The organism is Gillisella taibaishanensis (assembly GCF_001938985.1).
Lineage (GTDB): Bacteria > Pseudomonadota > Alphaproteobacteria > Rhizobiales > Rhizobiaceae > Allorhizobium > Allorhizobium taibaishanense.
In genome coordinates this window covers 195,261-212,542 of record NZ_MKIN01000020.1, presented here as the reverse complement: position 1 = coordinate 212,542, position 17,282 = coordinate 195,261, and the positions used below count along the sequence as shown (strand labels likewise).

16 protein-coding genes are annotated in these 17,282 nt (G+C 61.0%); 14 read left to right on the top strand and 2 right to left on the bottom strand.

The genetic code is table 11. The features are described 5' to 3' along the window. Positions 1-3 precede the first annotated feature (3 nt). From queG to guaA, 12 genes are all read left to right on the top strand, one after another. Entirely contained in the window at positions 4-1,176 is a 1,173-nt protein-coding gene (gene queG / locus BJF91_RS06195) for a tRNA epoxyqueuosine(34) reductase QueG (protein WP_075613830.1), read from the top strand. Beyond that, positions 1,173-2,045 (top strand): SDR family oxidoreductase, encoded by an 873-nt coding sequence (locus BJF91_RS06190; protein WP_075613610.1) that lies wholly within the window; start codon positions 1,173-1,175, stop codon positions 2,043-2,045. Before queG ends, BJF91_RS06190 begins: the two co-directional genes overlap by 4 nt. 369 nt (positions 2,046-2,414) lie before the next feature. Then, positions 2,415-2,756 (top strand): septal ring lytic transglycosylase RlpA family protein, encoded by a 342-nt coding sequence (locus BJF91_RS06185; protein WP_234801569.1) that lies wholly within the window; start codon positions 2,415-2,417, stop codon positions 2,754-2,756. Between the two features lie 89 nt (positions 2,757-2,845). Continuing rightward, positions 2,846-4,132, top strand: a complete 1,287-nt coding sequence (locus tag BJF91_RS06180; RefSeq protein WP_075613608.1) for an RsmB/NOP family class I SAM-dependent RNA methyltransferase — start codon at positions 2,846-2,848, stop codon at positions 4,130-4,132. A 141-nt stretch (positions 4,133-4,273) separates the two neighbouring features. Further along, positions 4,274-5,551: an imelysin family protein gene (locus tag BJF91_RS06175; protein WP_075613607.1), complete on the top strand. Its 1,278-nt coding sequence runs from the start codon at positions 4,274-4,276 to the stop codon at positions 5,549-5,551. 93 nt (positions 5,552-5,644) lie between these two features. Then, positions 5,645-7,114, top strand: a complete 1,470-nt coding sequence (locus BJF91_RS06170) for a di-heme oxidoreductase family protein (RefSeq protein WP_083943217.1) — start codon at positions 5,645-5,647, stop codon at positions 7,112-7,114. After that, a complete protein-coding gene (locus tag BJF91_RS06165) occupies positions 7,114-8,226 on the top strand; it encodes an imelysin family protein (RefSeq protein WP_075613606.1) in 1,113 nt (370 codons plus the stop codon). The genes BJF91_RS06170 and BJF91_RS06165 overlap by 1 nt, the downstream gene beginning before the upstream one ends. Positions 8,227-8,231: 5 nt before the next feature. Further along, entirely contained in the window at positions 8,232-9,305 is a 1,074-nt protein-coding gene (locus tag BJF91_RS06160; protein WP_075613605.1) for a DUF1513 domain-containing protein, read from the top strand. 71 nt (positions 9,306-9,376) lie between these two features. Continuing rightward, positions 9,377-9,829, top strand: a complete 453-nt coding sequence (locus BJF91_RS06155; protein ID WP_075613604.1) for a TspO/MBR family protein — start codon at positions 9,377-9,379, stop codon at positions 9,827-9,829. 98 nt (positions 9,830-9,927) lie between these two features. Next, positions 9,928-10,365, top strand: coding sequence for a PaaI family thioesterase (locus tag BJF91_RS06150; RefSeq protein WP_083943215.1), 438 nt, complete (start codon positions 9,928-9,930; stop codon positions 10,363-10,365). Further along, positions 10,362-11,000, top strand: a complete 639-nt coding sequence (locus BJF91_RS06145) for a 5'-methylthioadenosine/S-adenosylhomocysteine nucleosidase (RefSeq protein ID WP_075613602.1) — start codon at positions 10,362-10,364, stop codon at positions 10,998-11,000. Before BJF91_RS06150 ends, BJF91_RS06145 begins: the two co-directional genes overlap by 4 nt. Positions 11,001-11,118: 118 nt before the next feature. After that, on the top strand, positions 11,119-12,681 hold the full coding sequence (gene guaA / locus BJF91_RS06140; protein ID WP_075613601.1) for a glutamine-hydrolyzing GMP synthase: 1,563 nt from the start codon (positions 11,119-11,121) through the stop codon (positions 12,679-12,681). Between the two features lie 111 nt (positions 12,682-12,792). On the opposite strand, the gene BJF91_RS06135 is transcribed toward guaA, so the two are convergent. Next, positions 12,793-13,662, bottom strand: coding sequence for an SDR family oxidoreductase (locus BJF91_RS06135; RefSeq protein WP_075613600.1), 870 nt, complete (start codon positions 13,660-13,662; stop codon positions 12,793-12,795). A 117-nt stretch (positions 13,663-13,779) separates the two neighbouring features. Here BJF91_RS06135 and BJF91_RS06130 point away from each other — a divergent pair, with 117 nt between their 5' ends. Further along, entirely contained in the window at positions 13,780-14,670 is an 891-nt protein-coding gene (locus tag BJF91_RS06130; RefSeq protein ID WP_075613599.1) for a LysR family transcriptional regulator, read from the top strand. A 37-nt stretch (positions 14,671-14,707) separates the two neighbouring features. Here the strand turns inward: BJF91_RS06130 and BJF91_RS06125 are convergent, their stop codons facing one another. Further along, positions 14,708-15,604: a LysR family transcriptional regulator gene (locus tag BJF91_RS06125; protein WP_075613598.1), complete on the bottom strand. Its 897-nt coding sequence runs from the start codon at positions 15,602-15,604 to the stop codon at positions 14,708-14,710. A 102-nt stretch (positions 15,605-15,706) separates the two neighbouring features. Here BJF91_RS06125 and BJF91_RS06120 point away from each other — a divergent pair, with 102 nt between their 5' ends. Beyond that, positions 15,707-17,281 (top strand): proton-conducting transporter transmembrane domain-containing protein, encoded by a 1,575-nt coding sequence (locus BJF91_RS06120; protein ID WP_075613597.1) that lies wholly within the window; start codon positions 15,707-15,709, stop codon positions 17,279-17,281. Position 17,282: the final 1 nt, after the last annotated feature.

The following is a 17,282-nucleotide window of genomic DNA, read 5'->3' as shown; positions in this document are numbered from 1 at the left end:
ATGATGGCTGAGGCGGACAAGCCCGGGCGAGAGGCGGAAAAGGCCAGAATACGCGCTGGCAAGCTGACCGCCTTCCTCAAGCAGGAAGCCGCAGACAAGGGCTTCGATCTCTGTCGCATCACCGGGCCTGACAGCATTCCCCAGGCACCGGCACGGCTGTCTGCCTTCATAAAGGCCGGCCATCACGGCACCATGGCCTGGATGGAAGAGACGCGCGAGCGGCGCGGCGATCCAAAGGTGCTCTGGCCGGAGGTACGTTCCGTTGTGATGTTCGGGCTGAATTACGGTCCTGACAGTGATCCGCGCCTGTTGCAGGCCGAGCCGGAAAAGGCAGCAATTTCGGTCTATGCCCGCAACCGCGACTATCACGATGTCATCAAGGGCAAGCTCAAGGAAGTGGCGACCCGCTTTGCGGCACGGGCAGGCGAGGATGTGAAAGTCTTTGTCGACACCGCTCCCGTTATGGAAAAGCCGCTTGCCGCCGCCGCCGGGCTTGGCTGGCAAGGCAAGCATACCAACCTGGTCAGCCGAGACTTCGGCTCCTGGCTGTTTCTCGGCAGCATGTTCACCACGGCGGATCTCGAACTGGACGCGCCGGAACGCGACCGTTGCGGCTCCTGCCGCGCCTGTCTCGATGCCTGTCCGACCGCAGCTTTTCCGGCCCCCTACGAGATCGACGCGCGACGCTGTATTTCCTATCTGACCATCGAGCATAAAGGCGTGATCGACCGGGACCTGCGCCCCGCCTTCGGCAATCGCATCTATGGCTGCGACGATTGCCTGGCTGCCTGCCCCTGGAACAAGTTTGCCGCGACGGCCCGCGAGATCAAGCTTCAGGCCCGCGAGGATCTGCAGGCGCCCGAGATCGCCGCCTTCCTTGCTCTCGACGACACGGGCTTTCGCAGCCATTTCAGCGGCTCGCCGGTGAAGCGTATCGGGCGTGACCGTTTCGTGCGCAACGTGCTGATCGCCGCTGGCAATTCCGGCTCCGGCGAGTTGATTGCGCCATGCAAGGCGCTGCTGGACGATGCGTCGCCGGATGTACGCGGCATGGCCGTCTGGGCTCTATCGCGGCTAATGACGTCGGCCGATTTTTCCACCCTCGCTTCTTATAAAGACAAAGAGCCCGACGAAGACGTTCGGGCCGAATGGCTAGCTGTTGGAGTGACCTCATGAACCTGATGATTTTCGGTGCCGGCTTTTCCGGCAAGGCCATTGGCCAGCGCTTTGCCGAAGCTGGCTTTTCCGTAAACGGCACCAGCCGTTCGCTAGCAAAGGCAGAAGCGCTCGCCGGCCTCGGCATCACACCGCTGGTCTTTGATGGAAACGCGTTCTCCGCGCCGCTTCTGGCTGCGATGGCGCAGACCACACATCTGGTGCAGTCCATCGCTCCCGGCCGCGACGGCGATCCGCTGCTGCGGCTGACCGGCGGAAATTTGAAAACCGTGATGCCCAAGCTGCAATGGATCGCCTATCTGTCGACCGTCGGCGTCTATGGCGACCACCAGGGCGCCTGGGTGGATGAGGAGACGGATTGCAAGCCGGTCTCGGACCGCTCGGTGGAGCGGGTGGAGGCCGAGCAGGCCTGGGCAGAAGTGTCAGCCGCTTGCTCTCTGCCGCTGGCGGTGCTGCGGCTCTCGGGCATTTACGGGCCGGGCCGCAATGGCTTCGTCAATCTTGCCGAGGGCAATGCCCGCCGTCTGGTCAAGAAGGATCAGGTGTTCAACCGCATCCGTGTCGAAGATATCGCTGCGGCCACTCTGTTTTTGGCCGATCGCCTGGAGAGCGGCATCTTCAACATCACCGATCATGAGCCGGCACCGCCGCAGGATGTGGTCGCCGAGGCCGCACGGTTGATGGCGGCGGAGCCACCGCCGGAACAGGCATTCGAGACCGCCGAACTGTCGCCCATGGCCCGCTCCTTTTACGGCGAGAGCAAACGGGTGAGGAATGAGAAGATAAGGGCGCTGGGCTTCTCCTTTACCTATCCCGATTACCGGGTATCGCTCTCGCAGCTCTGGACCTCAGGGCGCTGGCGCGGATAGCACCTGAACATTCATTCCTAAAACACCCTCGATTTCGCTCAGAAATTGCGCCAATTTCGCCTCATTCTCCCGAGCGAGGCTGCTTTCCCGACGTCTTTTTTCAAAACTTCGGAAAAAAATTTCGTGATCGATTCACAAACATATAGTACGCAATATTTTTCTGTTTTTAGGCTGATTTTAAACAGTTTTTCTAAAAACTTACCAAATCATTAATTCAGCAGGTCGATCACGAATATATCTTAATGTAACATTCCGTGATTGATTGGGGCACTTTTTTGCCATTTTTGACCACGCTTAAGCCTCCCTACGCAAATTTCGTCTCAGAAACAGCAAAGGGAAACGAAGATTTTGGTGCCTTTCAGTCGATCCATTCTCGTCACAGCAGCTATTACCTCTCTTGTTGCTTTCAGCCCTATCAAGGCCTTTGCAGCAAATGGCTGCGGTGGTGCTTCCTGGTACGCGGTATACTCCAAGACTGCTTCCGGCGAACGCATGAATCCTTCGACCTTCACGGCCGCCCACAAGTCGCTGCCCTTCGGCTCCAAGGTCAAGGTCACGAACCGCAACAATGGCAAGACCGTCGTTGTGCGCATCAACGATCGCGGCCCCTTCATCAAGGGTCGAGTCCTCGATCTTTCCAAGGCAGCCGCCGCCGATATCGGCATGGTGAGCAGCGGCACCGCCAAGGTTTGCTACGAACTGGTGGGATAAGTCTGCGGCTTGATGCCATGATACGTGCTTGCCCCGACCGGGTTTCATCGCTACCACGCAAGGTCTGATGGATCACCAAGGAGACGATCATGCGTTTGGGCGGACGGCTTGCCGGAGCAATCGAGGTTTTAAGCGATATCGAGACACGTCGCAGGCCGGTGGCCGATGCGCTGAAAGATTGGGGCCTCGCCCATCGTTTTGCCGGGTCCGGTGATCGCGCCGCTATCGGCAATATCGTCTACGACGCGCTTCGGATGAAACTCTCCCACGCCTATCTGATGGACGATGATAGCCCGGCCGCCCTGGCCTACGCGGTTCTGCTGCGGCAATGGGGGCTTGCAGCGGACGCCCTTGCTGCCGATCTCGATGGCGACAGCTTTGCCCCTGCCCCGCTCAGCGACGCTCAGAAGCATGCCTTCACCAGCCGTAATCTTGAGGACGCGCCATTTTTCGTCCAGGGCGACATCCCCGAATGGATCGTACCATCCTTCGAAGCCGTGTTCGGCGCCGACTGGCTGCGCGAGGCGCAGGCGCTGACCGTGCGCCCCAGCCTCGATCTGCGCGCCAACACCCTGAAGGCCAACCGTGAAAAGGTAGTCAAGGCGCTGTCTCACGCAGATGCCAAGCCGGCGGCGATCTCGCCGATCGGCATTCGCATCGAGCCCGGCGAAGGTCCGTCGCGACTGCCGAACGTGACTGCCGAACTTGGCTTCCAAAAGGGCTGGTTCGAGGTTCAGGATGAGGGGTCGCAGATCGTCTCCGCCCTGGTGGAAGCGACCGGGGGCCAGCAGGTCCTGGATTTCTGCGCCGGCGGTGGTGGCAAGACGCTCGCCATGGCGGCTGCTATGGGCAATAAGGGCCAGGTCCACGCCTATGACAGTGACCGCAAACGGCTGGCACCCATCATCGAACGGCTGAAACGGGCTGGTACGCATAACGTCCAGGTGCACGACCGGGTTGCCGCGCTGCAGGCGCTTGCCGGCCGCTTCGACAAGGTTCTGGTCGATGCGCCCTGCACCGGCACCGGTACCTGGCGCCGCCGCCCCGATACCAAATGGCGGCTGACGGACCGCAATCTCCAGGAACGGATCGACCAGCAGCGGCAGGCGCTGACAGAGGCCGCGACCTATGTGAAGCCCGGCGGCGAACTGATCTATGTCACCTGCTCGGTGCTGCCGGAGGAAAATCATCGGCAGATCGAAGCATTCATTGCCGATCATCCGCAGTTTTCGCCAAAGCCTATGCTGGAGCGCTGGACAGCGCTGTTTGGTCCCGCCGCTGCCCGTCCGACGACGGCCGATGGTGCCGGCCTGACGCTTAGCCCAGGTACAACTGATACCGATGGGTTCTTTTTCTGTCGGATGGTTCGGGCCTAATTTAAGGCCCGACTTCTACAACAATCGGTCAGCTAGCCCCTATTTTTCAGGGGCTATTCCTGATTGTTTGACACTAGTTTAATTTTGTTCCATGACAGGCCATCGACGAAGAACGACGCTGACAGCGTCAAAGGAGAGGGCATGTCTCGACCATTCATGATCGGCGCCGGACTGGCGCTTTTCATCGCCTCCACCGCGTTTGCCGCGCCGGCCGCCAAGGCGCCTGAGCCCGATGCGGTGCTGAAGCATTACGCTGACCTGGCAGAGGCGAAATACGAGGATTCGCTGACCACGGCAAAGACGCTCGATGCCGCCATCGATGCGCTTCTCGCCAAGCCCAGCAAATCGACGCTCAACAAGGCTCGCTCCGCCTGGATCAAGGCGCGCGTTCCCTATCAGCAGTCGGAAGTCTATCGCTTCGGCAACAAGATCGTCGACGACTGGGAAGGCAAGGTCAATGCCTGGCCGCTGGACGAAGGCCTGATCGACTATGTCGACAAGTCCTACGGGACCGAGAGCGACACCAACGCGCTCTTTACTGCCAATGTGATCGCCAATACCAAGATCAAGATCAATGGCGAAGAAGTCGATGCCACCAATCTGACGCCCGATTTCCTGGCAAACAAGCTGCATCAGGCGGGTGGAGTCGAGGCCAATGTCGCGACTGGCTACCACGCCATCGAATTCCTGCTCTGGGGCCAGGATCTGAACGGCACTGGTCCTGGCGCCGGCAACCGTCCCTATACCGATTACGACCTGAAGAATTGCACCGGCGGCAATTGCGACCGTCGCGCTCAATATCTGAAGTCGGCCTCTACGCTGCTGGTGTCCGACCTGCAGGAAATGGTTGACGCCTGGAAGCCGGAAGGCGAAGCCACCAAGACGCTGCTGGCCGATCCTAAGTCGGGCTTGAAGGCCATCCTCACCGGCATGGGCTCGCTGTCTTACGGCGAACTGGCCGGTGAGCGGATGAAGCTTGGGCTGTTGCTGCACGATCCGGAAGAAGAGCATGACTGCTTCTCCGACAACACGCATAACTCCCATTACTACGACGCGCTTGGCATCCGTTCGGCCTACACAGGCAAATACACCCGCGTTGACGGCACCAAGATGACCGGTCCGTCGCTGTCCGATCTGGTGGCCGCCAAGGACAAGGCGCTGGACAAGGAAATGAAGTCCAAGCTCAACACCACGATGAAGGCTATGACCGCCTTGGTGAAGCGCGCCAAGACCGTCGAGCACTATGACCAGATGATTGCCGAGAACAACAAGGAAGGCAATGCGACGGTCCAGGCCGGCATCGATGGCCTGATCGACCAGACCAAATCGATCCAGCGCGTCGTCGCTGACCTCGACCTTGGCGAAGTCAAGCTGGAAGGCTCCGACAGCCTCGACAACCCGAGCGCCGTCTTCAAGTAAGATCATGCATCTTCGAATGGCCGCTGCCTTCATGGTCGCGGCCATTCGTTTGCCGAGGTAGCGCCTTTGCGTATCATTTCAACGACCCTGGTCATGCTGACCGCTTTGGTAGCGAACGCCACAGCAGAGCCGCGTGCGGATCTTTCTCCCGCGGACCGAGCAAGGGTCGAGACCGTTACCGCTCCGACCGGTGATTTTTCCAAGCCGGAAGCTTTCGAAGTGATGAGTGCGGGGGCTGCGACTTTTACCGGCACCGCAGACGCCAAGGCCTTCACCCATCCGCTTGCCACCTTGAGTTTCGACCAGCAGCAGCAATTTTCGCTGGGCGAGGCGCTATTTCAAAAGCTCTGGGTTTCCGCCCCCTCCTCCACCCAGGCCTCCGATGGACTGGGGCCGCTGTTTAACGCGCGCTCCTGCGAAAGCTGCCATCAGCGCGGCGGACGTGGCCATCCACCCGGCCCAAATGGCGATGCCACCTCGATGTTTCTGCGGCTTGCCCGCCCCGCCCATACGGACACGGAAAAGGCGGAGATCGCTGCCCTGAAGGCGCTGAATTTCGGCGACGAAACCTATGGCCGGCAATTGCAGGATCGCGCCGTGCCCGGCCTTGCTGCCGAAGGGCAGATGGCTGTGACCTATCAGCCAAAGACCGTGAGCCTGTCCGGTGGCGAGACCGAGGTGCTGCAGGTTCCCGCCTACCGGATCGACAAGCTGGCTTACGGACCGCTTGGAGCCGACACCATTCTGTCGCCGCGCATCGCCAATCCGATGATCGGTATGGGCCTGATCGAGGCAATCGCCGACGAGGATATTCTTGGCAATGCCGAGGCTCAGGCTCAAGCCGGGCAAGGCATATCTGGCACCGTTGCCAAGGTGCGGGACCACAGGACCGGCGATGTCAGGATCGGCCGGTTTGGCTGGAAGGCGGAGAATGCCGGCGTCCGCGACCAGTCCGCAAGCGCGCTTGCCGGCGATATCGGTATCTCCTCACCCGACGATCCGCGCCATGCCGGCGATTGCACGGCGGCAGAAAAGGTCTGTCTTGCCATGCCGAATGGCGTGCAAAAGCGGCTTGGAACTGTCGAGGCACCGCCGCCGGTTCTCGATCTTATGACCTTCTACAGCGAGACGCTCGCGCCGCCGAAACGCCGGGATGTGGCAAAGGCCGAGGTTCTCTCGGGCAAGGCGCTGTTTTATGCCTCTGGCTGCGCCACCTGCCACAGGCCGAAATATGTGACGCGCCGCGATGCCGCCAATCCGGCGCTCTCCTTCCAGCTGATCTGGCCCTATTCCGATTTCCTGCTGCATGATATGGGACCGGAACTTGCCGACGGGCAGCAGGTGGGCCTGGCCACAGGCCGGCAATGGCGCACGCCGCCGCTCTGGGGGCTTGGGCTGACGGGCAAGGTCGGTAGACAAGCCTATCTGCACGACGGGCGAGCATCGTCCTTGCCGCAAGCCATCCTCTGGCATGGTGGCGAGGCCGAGCAGGCCCGCCAAGCTTTCGCATCCATGACGCCTGTTAACCGCAAGGCGTTGATCACGTTTCTGGAGTCTCTCTGATGCCGAACCCGCGTTCCCTGACCTTGAGCCTGATCCTCGCCCTCTCCGCCGCTTTACCGGCTTTTGCGCAAGAGGCCGCACCTCATGCGACGGCGCTACAGACCGATGCCGTTCCCGCCGTCATGGAAAAGGCAGTAGACGGCTTTATCCGCCCCGGCTACCGCCAGTTCGTGGACAAGGCCAAGGCGCTGCATGCAGGCATGGACAGTCTTTGCGCAACGCCGTCAGACGCAACGCTTAAGGCGGCCAGGCAAGGATTTGGGGATGCCGTGCGCGCCTGGGCGCGGATCGAGATTATCAGGGTCGGACCGGTGATCGAGGAGAACCGCTTCGAGCACATCCTGTTTTATCCCGACCGCAAGGGCCTGGCGCTGAAGCAGATCCAGGGCGCGATTGCCTCCAACGACAAGAGCTTTGCCGATCCCCAGTCGCTGCACGAGAAAAGCGTGGCAATCCAGGGCCTCGGCGCGCTGGAATATGTGCTCTACGGCACCGGCGCGGAGACCCTGGCTCAGAAGGACGGCGACTTCCGCTGCCGCTATGGCGCAGCGATCGCAGGCAATGTCGAAAACATGGCCGGTGAACTGTCGAGCCTCTGGGAAGCCCCCGGTGGCGTACAGGCGGCGTGGAAGCAGCCGGGCCCCGACAATGACGTGTTCCGCACGCCATCAGAAGCCGTGACCGGCCTGCTTGGTGTTCTCGTCCATGGCACGGAAACGGTGCGCGACGAGCGGATCGAAACCTTCTTCAAGGGCGCCGATGGCCGGATTGCGCCGAAACAGGCGATTTTCTGGCGCTCGGGCCTGACCTTCGCCAGCATGCAGGAAAATCTCACCGGCCTCAAAGACCTGCTGAACGGCACCAATGCCGCTAGCCTGCTGCCACCGGCAAAGCGCGGTGTTATCGACGCCATCAACGCCCGCGCCGACAAGCTGATCGAAACCACCAAGACGATAACACCTGACGTCGAAGCGGCGGTATCGAAGCCCGACGAGCGCCAAAAGCTTGTCAGCCTGCTCGACAACAGCCGCAGCATGATCACCGACCTCAGCGACGGCCTGGGCGGCGGCGTCGGTCTCAGCGCGGGCTTCTCCTTCGCGGACGGAGACTGATCGCCATGCGCGGCGCGCTGATCGACCGTCGAGATTTCCTGAAAGCTGCCGGCGCCATCTATCTCGCCAGCCTGACGCCTGCCGCAGCCGAGATGCTGGTGCAGGCCGATGCCGTCTATGCCTCGGGCTTTCGCGCGCCGGACGGCAGTTTTGGCGCAGCTCTGCTGGCAGAAGATGGCCGTATCGTCTCGCGCGTTGCGCTGCCCGGCCGTGCTCACGGGCTTGCCTCCTCGGCCAAAAAAGTCGCCGCCTTTGCCCGTCGCCCCGGCACGTTTATCTTCATCTTCGACCGGCAGAACCTGATAGCACCCGTGGTGGTCAATGCCCCGGCCGGGCGGCATTTCTACGGCCACGGCCATTTCTCGCCGGATGGCAGGTTGCTGTATGCCTCAGAAAACGATTTTGACAACAACAGGGGCATGATCGGGCTTTACGATGCGACCGACGGCTTTCGCCGGATCGGCGAATTTTCCGCCCATGGCATCGGCACCCATGACATGAGCGTCAGCGACGATGGAAAGTTGCTGATCATCGCCAATGGCGGCATCGAGACCAATCCGGATTTCGGTCGCACCAAGCTCAATCTCGACCATATGGAACCCTCACTGGTCCTGACAGATGCCGCAACCGGCGACCTCGTCGAAAAGCACGAGCTGCCCGAAGTGCTGCGCCAAGTCTCGACCCGCCATATCGATCTCGATGCCGATGGCCGTATCTGGTTCGCCTGCCAGTACGAAGGGCCGCGCCGCGACCTGCCGCCCCTGATCGGCCATTTCGGCAAAGGCGAGGCGCTGACCTGGATCGACCTGCCGCCTGAGGTCACCCGCAGCCTTGGCAATTATGTCGGAGCTATCGCCGTTAACAGGCGCGATGGACTGGTCGGCGTAACCTCTCCTGCCGGCGGCGTCTCGGTGGTGCTTGACGCGGCCAGCGGCAAGGTCAAAGCGACCGGCATCCTTAATGAAGCCGCGGGCATAGCCTCGGCTCGGCACGGCTTTGCCACCTCTTCCTACGACGGCCGCTTTCTCGACAGCCAGGAGGCGGTGAACTGGGACCAGCACATCATCCGGCTCTCGTGAATATTCGTGGCGCGAATTCTTAGACTTTCGCACTCTTCCAAAAAACGCGACAGCCACTAAATTCGAGCGTCATGCGCAACGCCCTTACCAACCTCATTTTCATGATCGCCGTTACCGGCATCGGCATCCTGATCGGCCTCTCCAACCTGCCAGGCGACTGGTATGACGGATTGGTGAAGCCGAGCTTCAATCCACCCGCCTGGCTGTTCGGGCCGGTCTGGACCGTACTCTACGTGCTGATCGGCCTTGCCGGCGCGCGGATCTGGCGCCGCGCGCGGCGTTCAAAGGCCATGACGCTGTGGTTCGGCCAGATGATCCTCAATTTCCTGTGGTCGCCGGCCTTTTTCGGCCAGCAAAGCACCGGGCTCGGGCTGATCGTCATCCTGCCGATGCTGGCGCTGATCCTCGCCTTTCTCTGGCAGGTACGCAGGTTCGACAAGGTGGCCCTCGCCTGTTTCATTCCTTATGCAGCCTGGGTCGGGTTCGCCAGCGTGCTCAATGGAGCCCTGTTCCTGCTCAACTGATCCCTGACCCGCCGGTCATGTTGCGCCGCAAGGGCTTGCCCAAGCGGCCGTCTCGTGCCAAATGGCTGCGCAAGCGAGGGATGAAGGGCGGCAGCCAGATGGATGCGGAAATCCAGCAGCGGATCGAGGCGAGTTTTGCGCGTCAGGGCGCCATGCAGACCATGGGTGCCGAACTGACCCGGGTCAGCCACAAGCTTGTCGAAATCGAGCTTCCCTTTCACGAAAAGCTCACCCAGCAGCATGGGTTTCTGCATGCCGGCGTGATTTCGGCAGCCCTGGACACGGCCTGCGGCTATGCCGCTTATACCGTGATCGAGCCCGATACTTCGGTGCTGACAATCGAATTCAAGGTCAACATGATGTCGCCCGGACGCGGAGAGCGCTTTCTGTTTCGAGGCGAAATCATCAAGCCCGGCTCCACCATCATCGTCGCCGATGGCCGTGGCTATGCGCTCGGCGACGGTCCAGCCAAATTGATCGCCTCCATGACCAGCACCATGATGGTGATGCGGGGCCGTGAGGATATCCGGGAATGACATTCGAATTGAAATCCGTCTGTGGCAAATCCGTGTTGTTCGTCATGGCGGTCGACGCGGAATATGGCCCTTTCCTTCGGCTGCGCATCCAGCCTCTGATGACCGGCGTCGGCCCGGTCGAGGCGGCCATCGTGCTGACGGCGGCGCTGAAAGACCTGCAGGTTCAAAATGCCCTGCCGGATCTGGTCGTGTCGCTCGGCTCGGCCGGATCGGCCAGGCTGGAGCAGACGGAGGTCTATCAGGTCTCTTCGGTTGCCTATCGCGACATGGATGCCTCGCCGCTCGGCTTCGAGAAGGGCCGCACGCCGTTTCTCGATCTGCCGGCAGCCATAGACCTGCCACTGCGCATTCCGGGCGTCGCAACCGCCAGCCTGTCGACCGGCGGCAATATCGTGTCTGGCACCGTCTATGACGGTATCGACGCAGACATGGTCGATATGGAAACCTACGCCGTGCTGCGGGCGTGCCAGAGCTTCAATCTGCCCCTCATCGGCCTGCGCGGCATTTCCGATGGCAAGGCGGAGCTGAACCATGTCAGCGACTGGACGGAATATCTCCACGTGGTCGATCGCAATCTCGCCCAGGCTGTCGACGCGCTGGTGAAGGCGCTGGAAGATGGCACCTTCTGGTTTTGAGCCGGCTGGTTTTAAGCCGGCTGGTTCTGATCCGGTCCACCGGGTCACGCATTGGTTTTTTCATGCTTCCGGCATTTCCCGGATTGCCAGCAGCATCGCTTTTCATTAAAGGCTCGACATGACCCAGATAGCACATCCCGACAGCGTTCTCATCATCGATTTCGGCAGCCAGGTGACGCAGCTGATTGCGCGGCGCGTTCGCGAAACCGGCGTCTACTGCGAAATCGTTCCCTTCCAGTCATCAGAAGAGGGTTTCGCCCGGCTCAGGCCGAAAGCGATCATTCTGTCCGGAAGCCCCGCCTCAACACTGGATGACAACAGCCCACGCGTTCCCCAGGCGATCTTCGACAGCGGCCTGCCGATCTTCGGCATCTGTTATGGCCAGCAGAGCATGTGCGCTCAGCTCGGTGGCAAGGTCGAAGGCGGCCACCACCGCGAATTCGGCCGCGCCTTCCTCGACATCGAGCAGGATTGCAAGCTGTTCGAAGGCCTCTGGTCAGTCGGCTCGCGCCATCAGGTCTGGATGTCCCATGGCGACCGCGTTACCGCGATTCCGCCGGGCTTCCGCGTACTTGCCACTTCGTCTAACGCGCCTTTCGCCTTCATTGCCGACGAAGCGCGCAAATATTACGCCGTGCAGTTCCACCCAGAAGTGGTGCATACGCCTGACGGCGCCAAGCTGATCCAGAATTTCGTGCACAATATCGCCGGCATTTCCGGTGACTGGAGCATGTCGGCCTACCGCGCCAAGGCGGTCGAACAAATCCGCGCCCAGGTCGGCGACAAGCGCGTCATCTGCGCGCTGTCCGGCGGCGTCGATAGTTCGGTTGCGGCCCTGCTGATCCATGAAGCGGTCGGCGACCAGCTGACTTGCATTCTTGTCGACCACGGCCTGATGCGCAAGAACGAGGCGGCCGATGTCGTCGCCATGTTCAAGGAACATTACAATCTGCACCTGATCCATGTCGACGCGATCGACCGTTTTGTCGGCGAGCTGGAAGGCGTGTCCGATCCGGAAACCAAGCGCAAGATCATCGGCCGGCTGTTTATCGAGACCTTCGAAGACGAAGCCAAGAAGCTCGGCGGCGCCGATTTCCTCGGCCAGGGCACGCTCTATCCCGATGTCATCGAAAGCGTTTCCTTCTCCGGCGGTCCGTCCGTGACCATCAAGAGCCACCACAATGTCGGTGGCCTTCCTGAGCGGATGAACATGCAGCTGGTGGAACCGCTGCGCGAATTGTTCAAGGATGAAGTGCGCGTGCTGGGCAAAGAGCTCGGCCTGCCAGACAGCTTCATCGGCCGCCATCCCTTCCCCGGTCCGGGCCTTGCCATCCGCTGCCCCGGCGGCGTGACCCGCGAGAAGCTCGATATCCTGCGCGAAGCAGACGCTATCTATCTCGATGAAATCCGCAAGGCTGGCCTCTACGACGCCATCTGGCAGGCTTTTGCCGTGCTGCTGCCGGTCCAGACCGTCGGCGTCATGGGCGACGGGCGTACTTACGAATTCGTCTGCGCGCTGCGCGCCGTCACCTCGGTCGACGGCATGACAGCGGATTTCTATCATTACGACATGGAATTCCTCGGTCGCGCCGCCACCCGCATCATCAACGAAGTCCGCGGCATCAACCGCGTGGTTTATGACGTGACGTCGAAACCACCAGGCACGATCGAGTGGGAATGATCGGACCACTCACGGAGAAAGCTGGGCATTGCAATTGCCCAGCATCTGCTCTCTAGGCCCGCCATATATAATATTGCTCCTCCCAACGGACCTGGGCGAAGAGCGTGGTTCTCACGCTGCGCGCAGAATCTCTGCCGCAAAGTTGCGATAGTTGTGAAGCGGACGTCCTAGCATTCGCGTCAGACGCTCGACATCTCCGGCTTCCGGAATCATCCCGTCGCTGACATATCGCTCGGCCATCAACCGCATCTCGTAGGCCGTCCATTTCGGCATGAACGTTGCCATGTTCTGCTCGAAGCCGCTCGGATCATCACCACCATAAACGACCAGCCGGCTGAGCAAATCCGACCAGATAGCGGCCACCTGCGGGCCCGTCAGAGTGTCTGGACCAACAAGATTGATGGTCTCGATTGGAAGAGTGCCCGGCGCCTGGTCACGGCGGATCAGTTCGATCGCAGCAATTTCGGCGATATCCCGGGCATCGACCATTGCAACACCCTTGGAGCCGATCGGCATCGGATAAACGCCATGATTAAGGATAACGTCCTTGATCATCAACTCGTTGTCGATGAAGTAGGACGGGCGCAGGATGGTAGCGCTGAATCCCATCTGCCGCAGCATACGCTCGGCGCCCGATTTTACGGCGAAATGCGGCACATTTACCGCGCCCTCGGCATCGAAGACCGACTGATAGACGACCCGTTCGACACCGGCTTCCCGAGCAATGTTCAAGGTAATGATCGCCTGGGTGAATTCATCGCCGGTCACGGCATTGAGCAGGAACAACGTGCGCACTCCCTGAAAGGCACGGCGCAAGGCATCGATATCGAGCAAGTCGCCTTGGGCAATTTCGACATCAGCGGGAAAGTCAGCCTTTGCGGGGTCACGGGTCAAGACGCGCACCTTGGCGCCGCGACGAATGAGTTGATCGACGACATGGCGGCCAACACGGCCGGTGGCACCAGTAACGAGAATAGTCATGGTCTCTACTCCTATTGGGTCGGATAAGTTTGCTTGCGTTGACACACGTGAATTTAGTGATCCATATTCTTTCCGATAGACGCAGTATTTGGACAGATCGTCTCACAGGTGGAACATATGGATCTACTGGCGCTGGCAGATTTCAATCTGGTTGCTCGTCATGGCGGGTTTGGCAAAGCGGCTCGCGCGGCTGGCCGGCCAAAGGCGACGCTCTCGCGGCGCGTTAGCGAACTCGAGGCGAGCCTTGAGCTACGTCTTTTCGAGCGCGGCGCGCGGGTGCTGAGGCTGACACAGGAAGGGCGGGCGCTGTTCGAGCGGACAGCGACGCTTTTGACCGAGTTAGACGAGACGGCCAAAGCAATCGCATCCGGCGGGCATAGCCCTCGCGGCCGGTTGAGGATCAGCGCGCCGCTATTATTTTCCCAGACGGCGATGGGCAAGCTCGCCGCCGGCTTCGTGCGGAAATATCCGGAGGTTCAGCTGGAGATCACCACGGAAGATCGAGCTGTCGACATGATCGAAGACGCCTATGACCTGGTCATTCGCGTCAATCCGGAACCGGATGAAAGTCTGGTCGGTCGCGTGTTTCTGCACGACCGCATGGTCGTTGTCGCGAGCCCGGACCTGCCGCGACCCGCCGATCAGGAAACCGTTCCTGCCATCATTCGTGGGCCAATGGTTCAAGGCGATGTTTGGGAGATCACGACGGCGGACGGACAATCGCGCCTGATGGTGAGGCCGGTTCTTAGCCTCTCTTCCTTCATCATGATCCGCGATGCGGTGCGCACTGGCCTCGGCGCAGCACGTCTCCCTCTGTCACTGGCGAGTTCAGACCTAGCGGTAGGCGCCTTGGTCAGTTGGGGAGATGTGGAAGGATTTGAAACGGCACTTTGGGCGCTATATCCGACACGACGGCTGCTTAGCACGCGGGTGTCGGCCTTCCTGGAGTATCTGAAGGCCACCTTTCCAAAGGGAACGCCAGATGAGCTTGCCCGCTTTATTGATTGATAACCGGGCATCATGCGTTGGCGATGGCGTCCGGAGGTCACTCCACCCCGCCGACGGTTTCGCCCCGGGCCAACAATTCGCTTAGCAAAGCGTTCGGAAAGCGGCGTTTCTGGATGATGGCATAGAAGCTCTCGGTCACTTCAGGGATGCGGCAATGCTCAACAAGAATGCCCGATTCCAGCTCGTCACGCACAACGATAGGCGGCACGAGGGCAACACCTTCGCGTTCGCGTGCCATCAGACGCAACATCGCCATGTCGTCGACTTCGGCGAGGATGACAGGCCTTATACCGGCCATTTCCAGGATGCGGTCGAAGGCGACGCGAATGTCGCTGTCGAGGCTCGGTAGCAGCAGCGGCTCGCTGCGAAGGTCATCGGGAAAATTCAGGACCCGCCCATCAGAGCGCGGCCGGCCGACGAGGCTGACCGGCTGTGCATTCAGCAGATGGTTGCGCAGCGCAGACCGCGCATCGCGGGGGGCAGCGCTATTGGCGAGCACCACATCGATGGCATGCGCTTCAAGTTGCGCCAGGAGATCGCGCATATTGCCGGAGCGGACGATCAACTCGACATCGGAACGCCCGACGAGGGGGCGCAGGAATTCCAGCTGGAAATTGCGCGACAGCGTCGTCAGCGCCCCAACCCTGAGCACTTGGCGGCTGGCCGTCGGCCGACCGCGCAATGTGCTCATCAACTCGTCACCCGCCTTGAACACCGTATCGGCGTAATCGAGCGCGATCTGGCCCGCTTCCGTCAACACGAGTTTCTTGCCCACCCGCTCGAACAGCGGATGCCCCATCTGATGCTCGAGTTTCTGGATCTGCACCGACAGCGCCGATTGCGACAGATTCATGTGCTGGGCAGCCCGCGTCAGGCTGCCTTCATGGGCGACAGCCCAGAAATATCGCAGATGGTTGAAGTTCAGATCTCTCATATCGTTCTTTTAAAACGAACGATAACAACAAAACAATGAATTTTTATTGGAGACCCGCCTCGACTAACAGTGTCCGCAACGGATCGATTGAGGGGTTTTGCCGTGCTTATCCACTTCCTGCCCTTGCTGGCACCCATACCACTGCTCGCCGCTGCCGCAGTCGGCTTTTCCGAACCCGGCATCAGGCCCAAGCGCGCGCCGAAGCTCGCAGAAGGTGCCGCATTGCTAGCGCTTTGCGCGGCGCTCGCCTGTCTTGCGAGCTTGATCCTTGCCGGCCCCGGCACCAGCCCGCTGCTTGGCGTGGCCTCGGCTGGGTTTTCCGTCCGGCTCGATGCGGTCAGCGTCACTATGCTTGTTCTTGTCACCTTCATCGGCTGGGTGGTGATCCGCTACGCCGCCACCTATCTTGACGGCGAGGACCGGCAAGGGCCGTTCACAGGCTGGCTCTGCGCCACTTTGGTCGCCGTGCTGCTTCTGGTCACGGCCGGCAATCTTCTGCAACTCGTTCTCGCCTGGATCGCCACCAGCCTGTTTCTGCACCGGCTGCTGCTGTTTTACCCGCAGCGGATTGCCGCCCAGCGCGCGGCGCGCAAGAAGTTCATCACTGCCCGGCTCGGTGATGCCGCTCTTGCGGTAGCAGCTATCCTGCTGGCCCATGCCTATAACAGCGCCGATATCGCCACGATCCTTGAAGCCGCGCGCCACGGCCAAGGCGGTAGTGCGGCGATGGTCGCAACCGGCTTCCTTGCACTCGCTGCCATGCTGAAATCCGCGCAGTTTCCGACCCATGGCTGGCTGACGGAGGTGATGGAAACCCCGACACCGGTTTCTGCCCTGCTGCATGCCGGGGTGATCAATGCCGGCGGCTTCCTGCTGATCCGGTTTGCCGATGTCATGCTGCTCAGCCCTGGCGTGCTTGCCGTACTGGTCATGGTCGGGGGATTTACTGCCCTGTTCGGCAGCCTCGTCATGCTGACCCAACCGGCGGTGAAGACGTCGCTGGCCTGGTCGACCGTCGCGCAGATGGGCTTCATGGTGTTTGAATGCGGGCTGGCGCTGTTTCCGCTGGCGCTTCTGCATATCGTCGCCCATTCACTCTACAAGGCCCATTCCTTCCTCGCCTCAGGCGGCGCGGTGGAGCGGGTGGCGGCCATTCGCCGGCCCGGCCCGGTTGCCGTGCCCGATGCCGGCGCGGTTGGGCGGGCTTTTCTCTCGGCACTGGCAATCTATGTGCTCGTCGGGCTCTGCTTTGGCCTGACGCATAAGTCGCCGCAGGCGATTGCGCTCGGTGCCATCCTGATCTTCGGCGTCGCCTATATGTTGGCCCAGGGCCTCGCCGACGCCGCGCCCAAGGCGCTGACCCGCAGCACAGCGGTCTATGCGGTCGCGACCTCGGTCAGCTATTTCGCCCTGCAGACGGTGACGAACCTGCTGATGGCAGGCACCCTGCCGCCAACCCCGGCACCGGCGCCGCTGGAATGGGCGCTGCTGGTTCTGGCCGTCGTCAGCTTCGCGGCTGTTGCGGTCGTTCAGGCCATGTTTCCGCTCTGGGCCTATCATCCTGCTGCCGCCGGTCTGCGGGTGCATCTTTCCAACGGCTTTTACGTCAATGCCGTCTTCGACCGGTTGGTCGGCGGCTGGTCGACATCCAAGCTGACCGCCAGCAAGCAGAACTGAG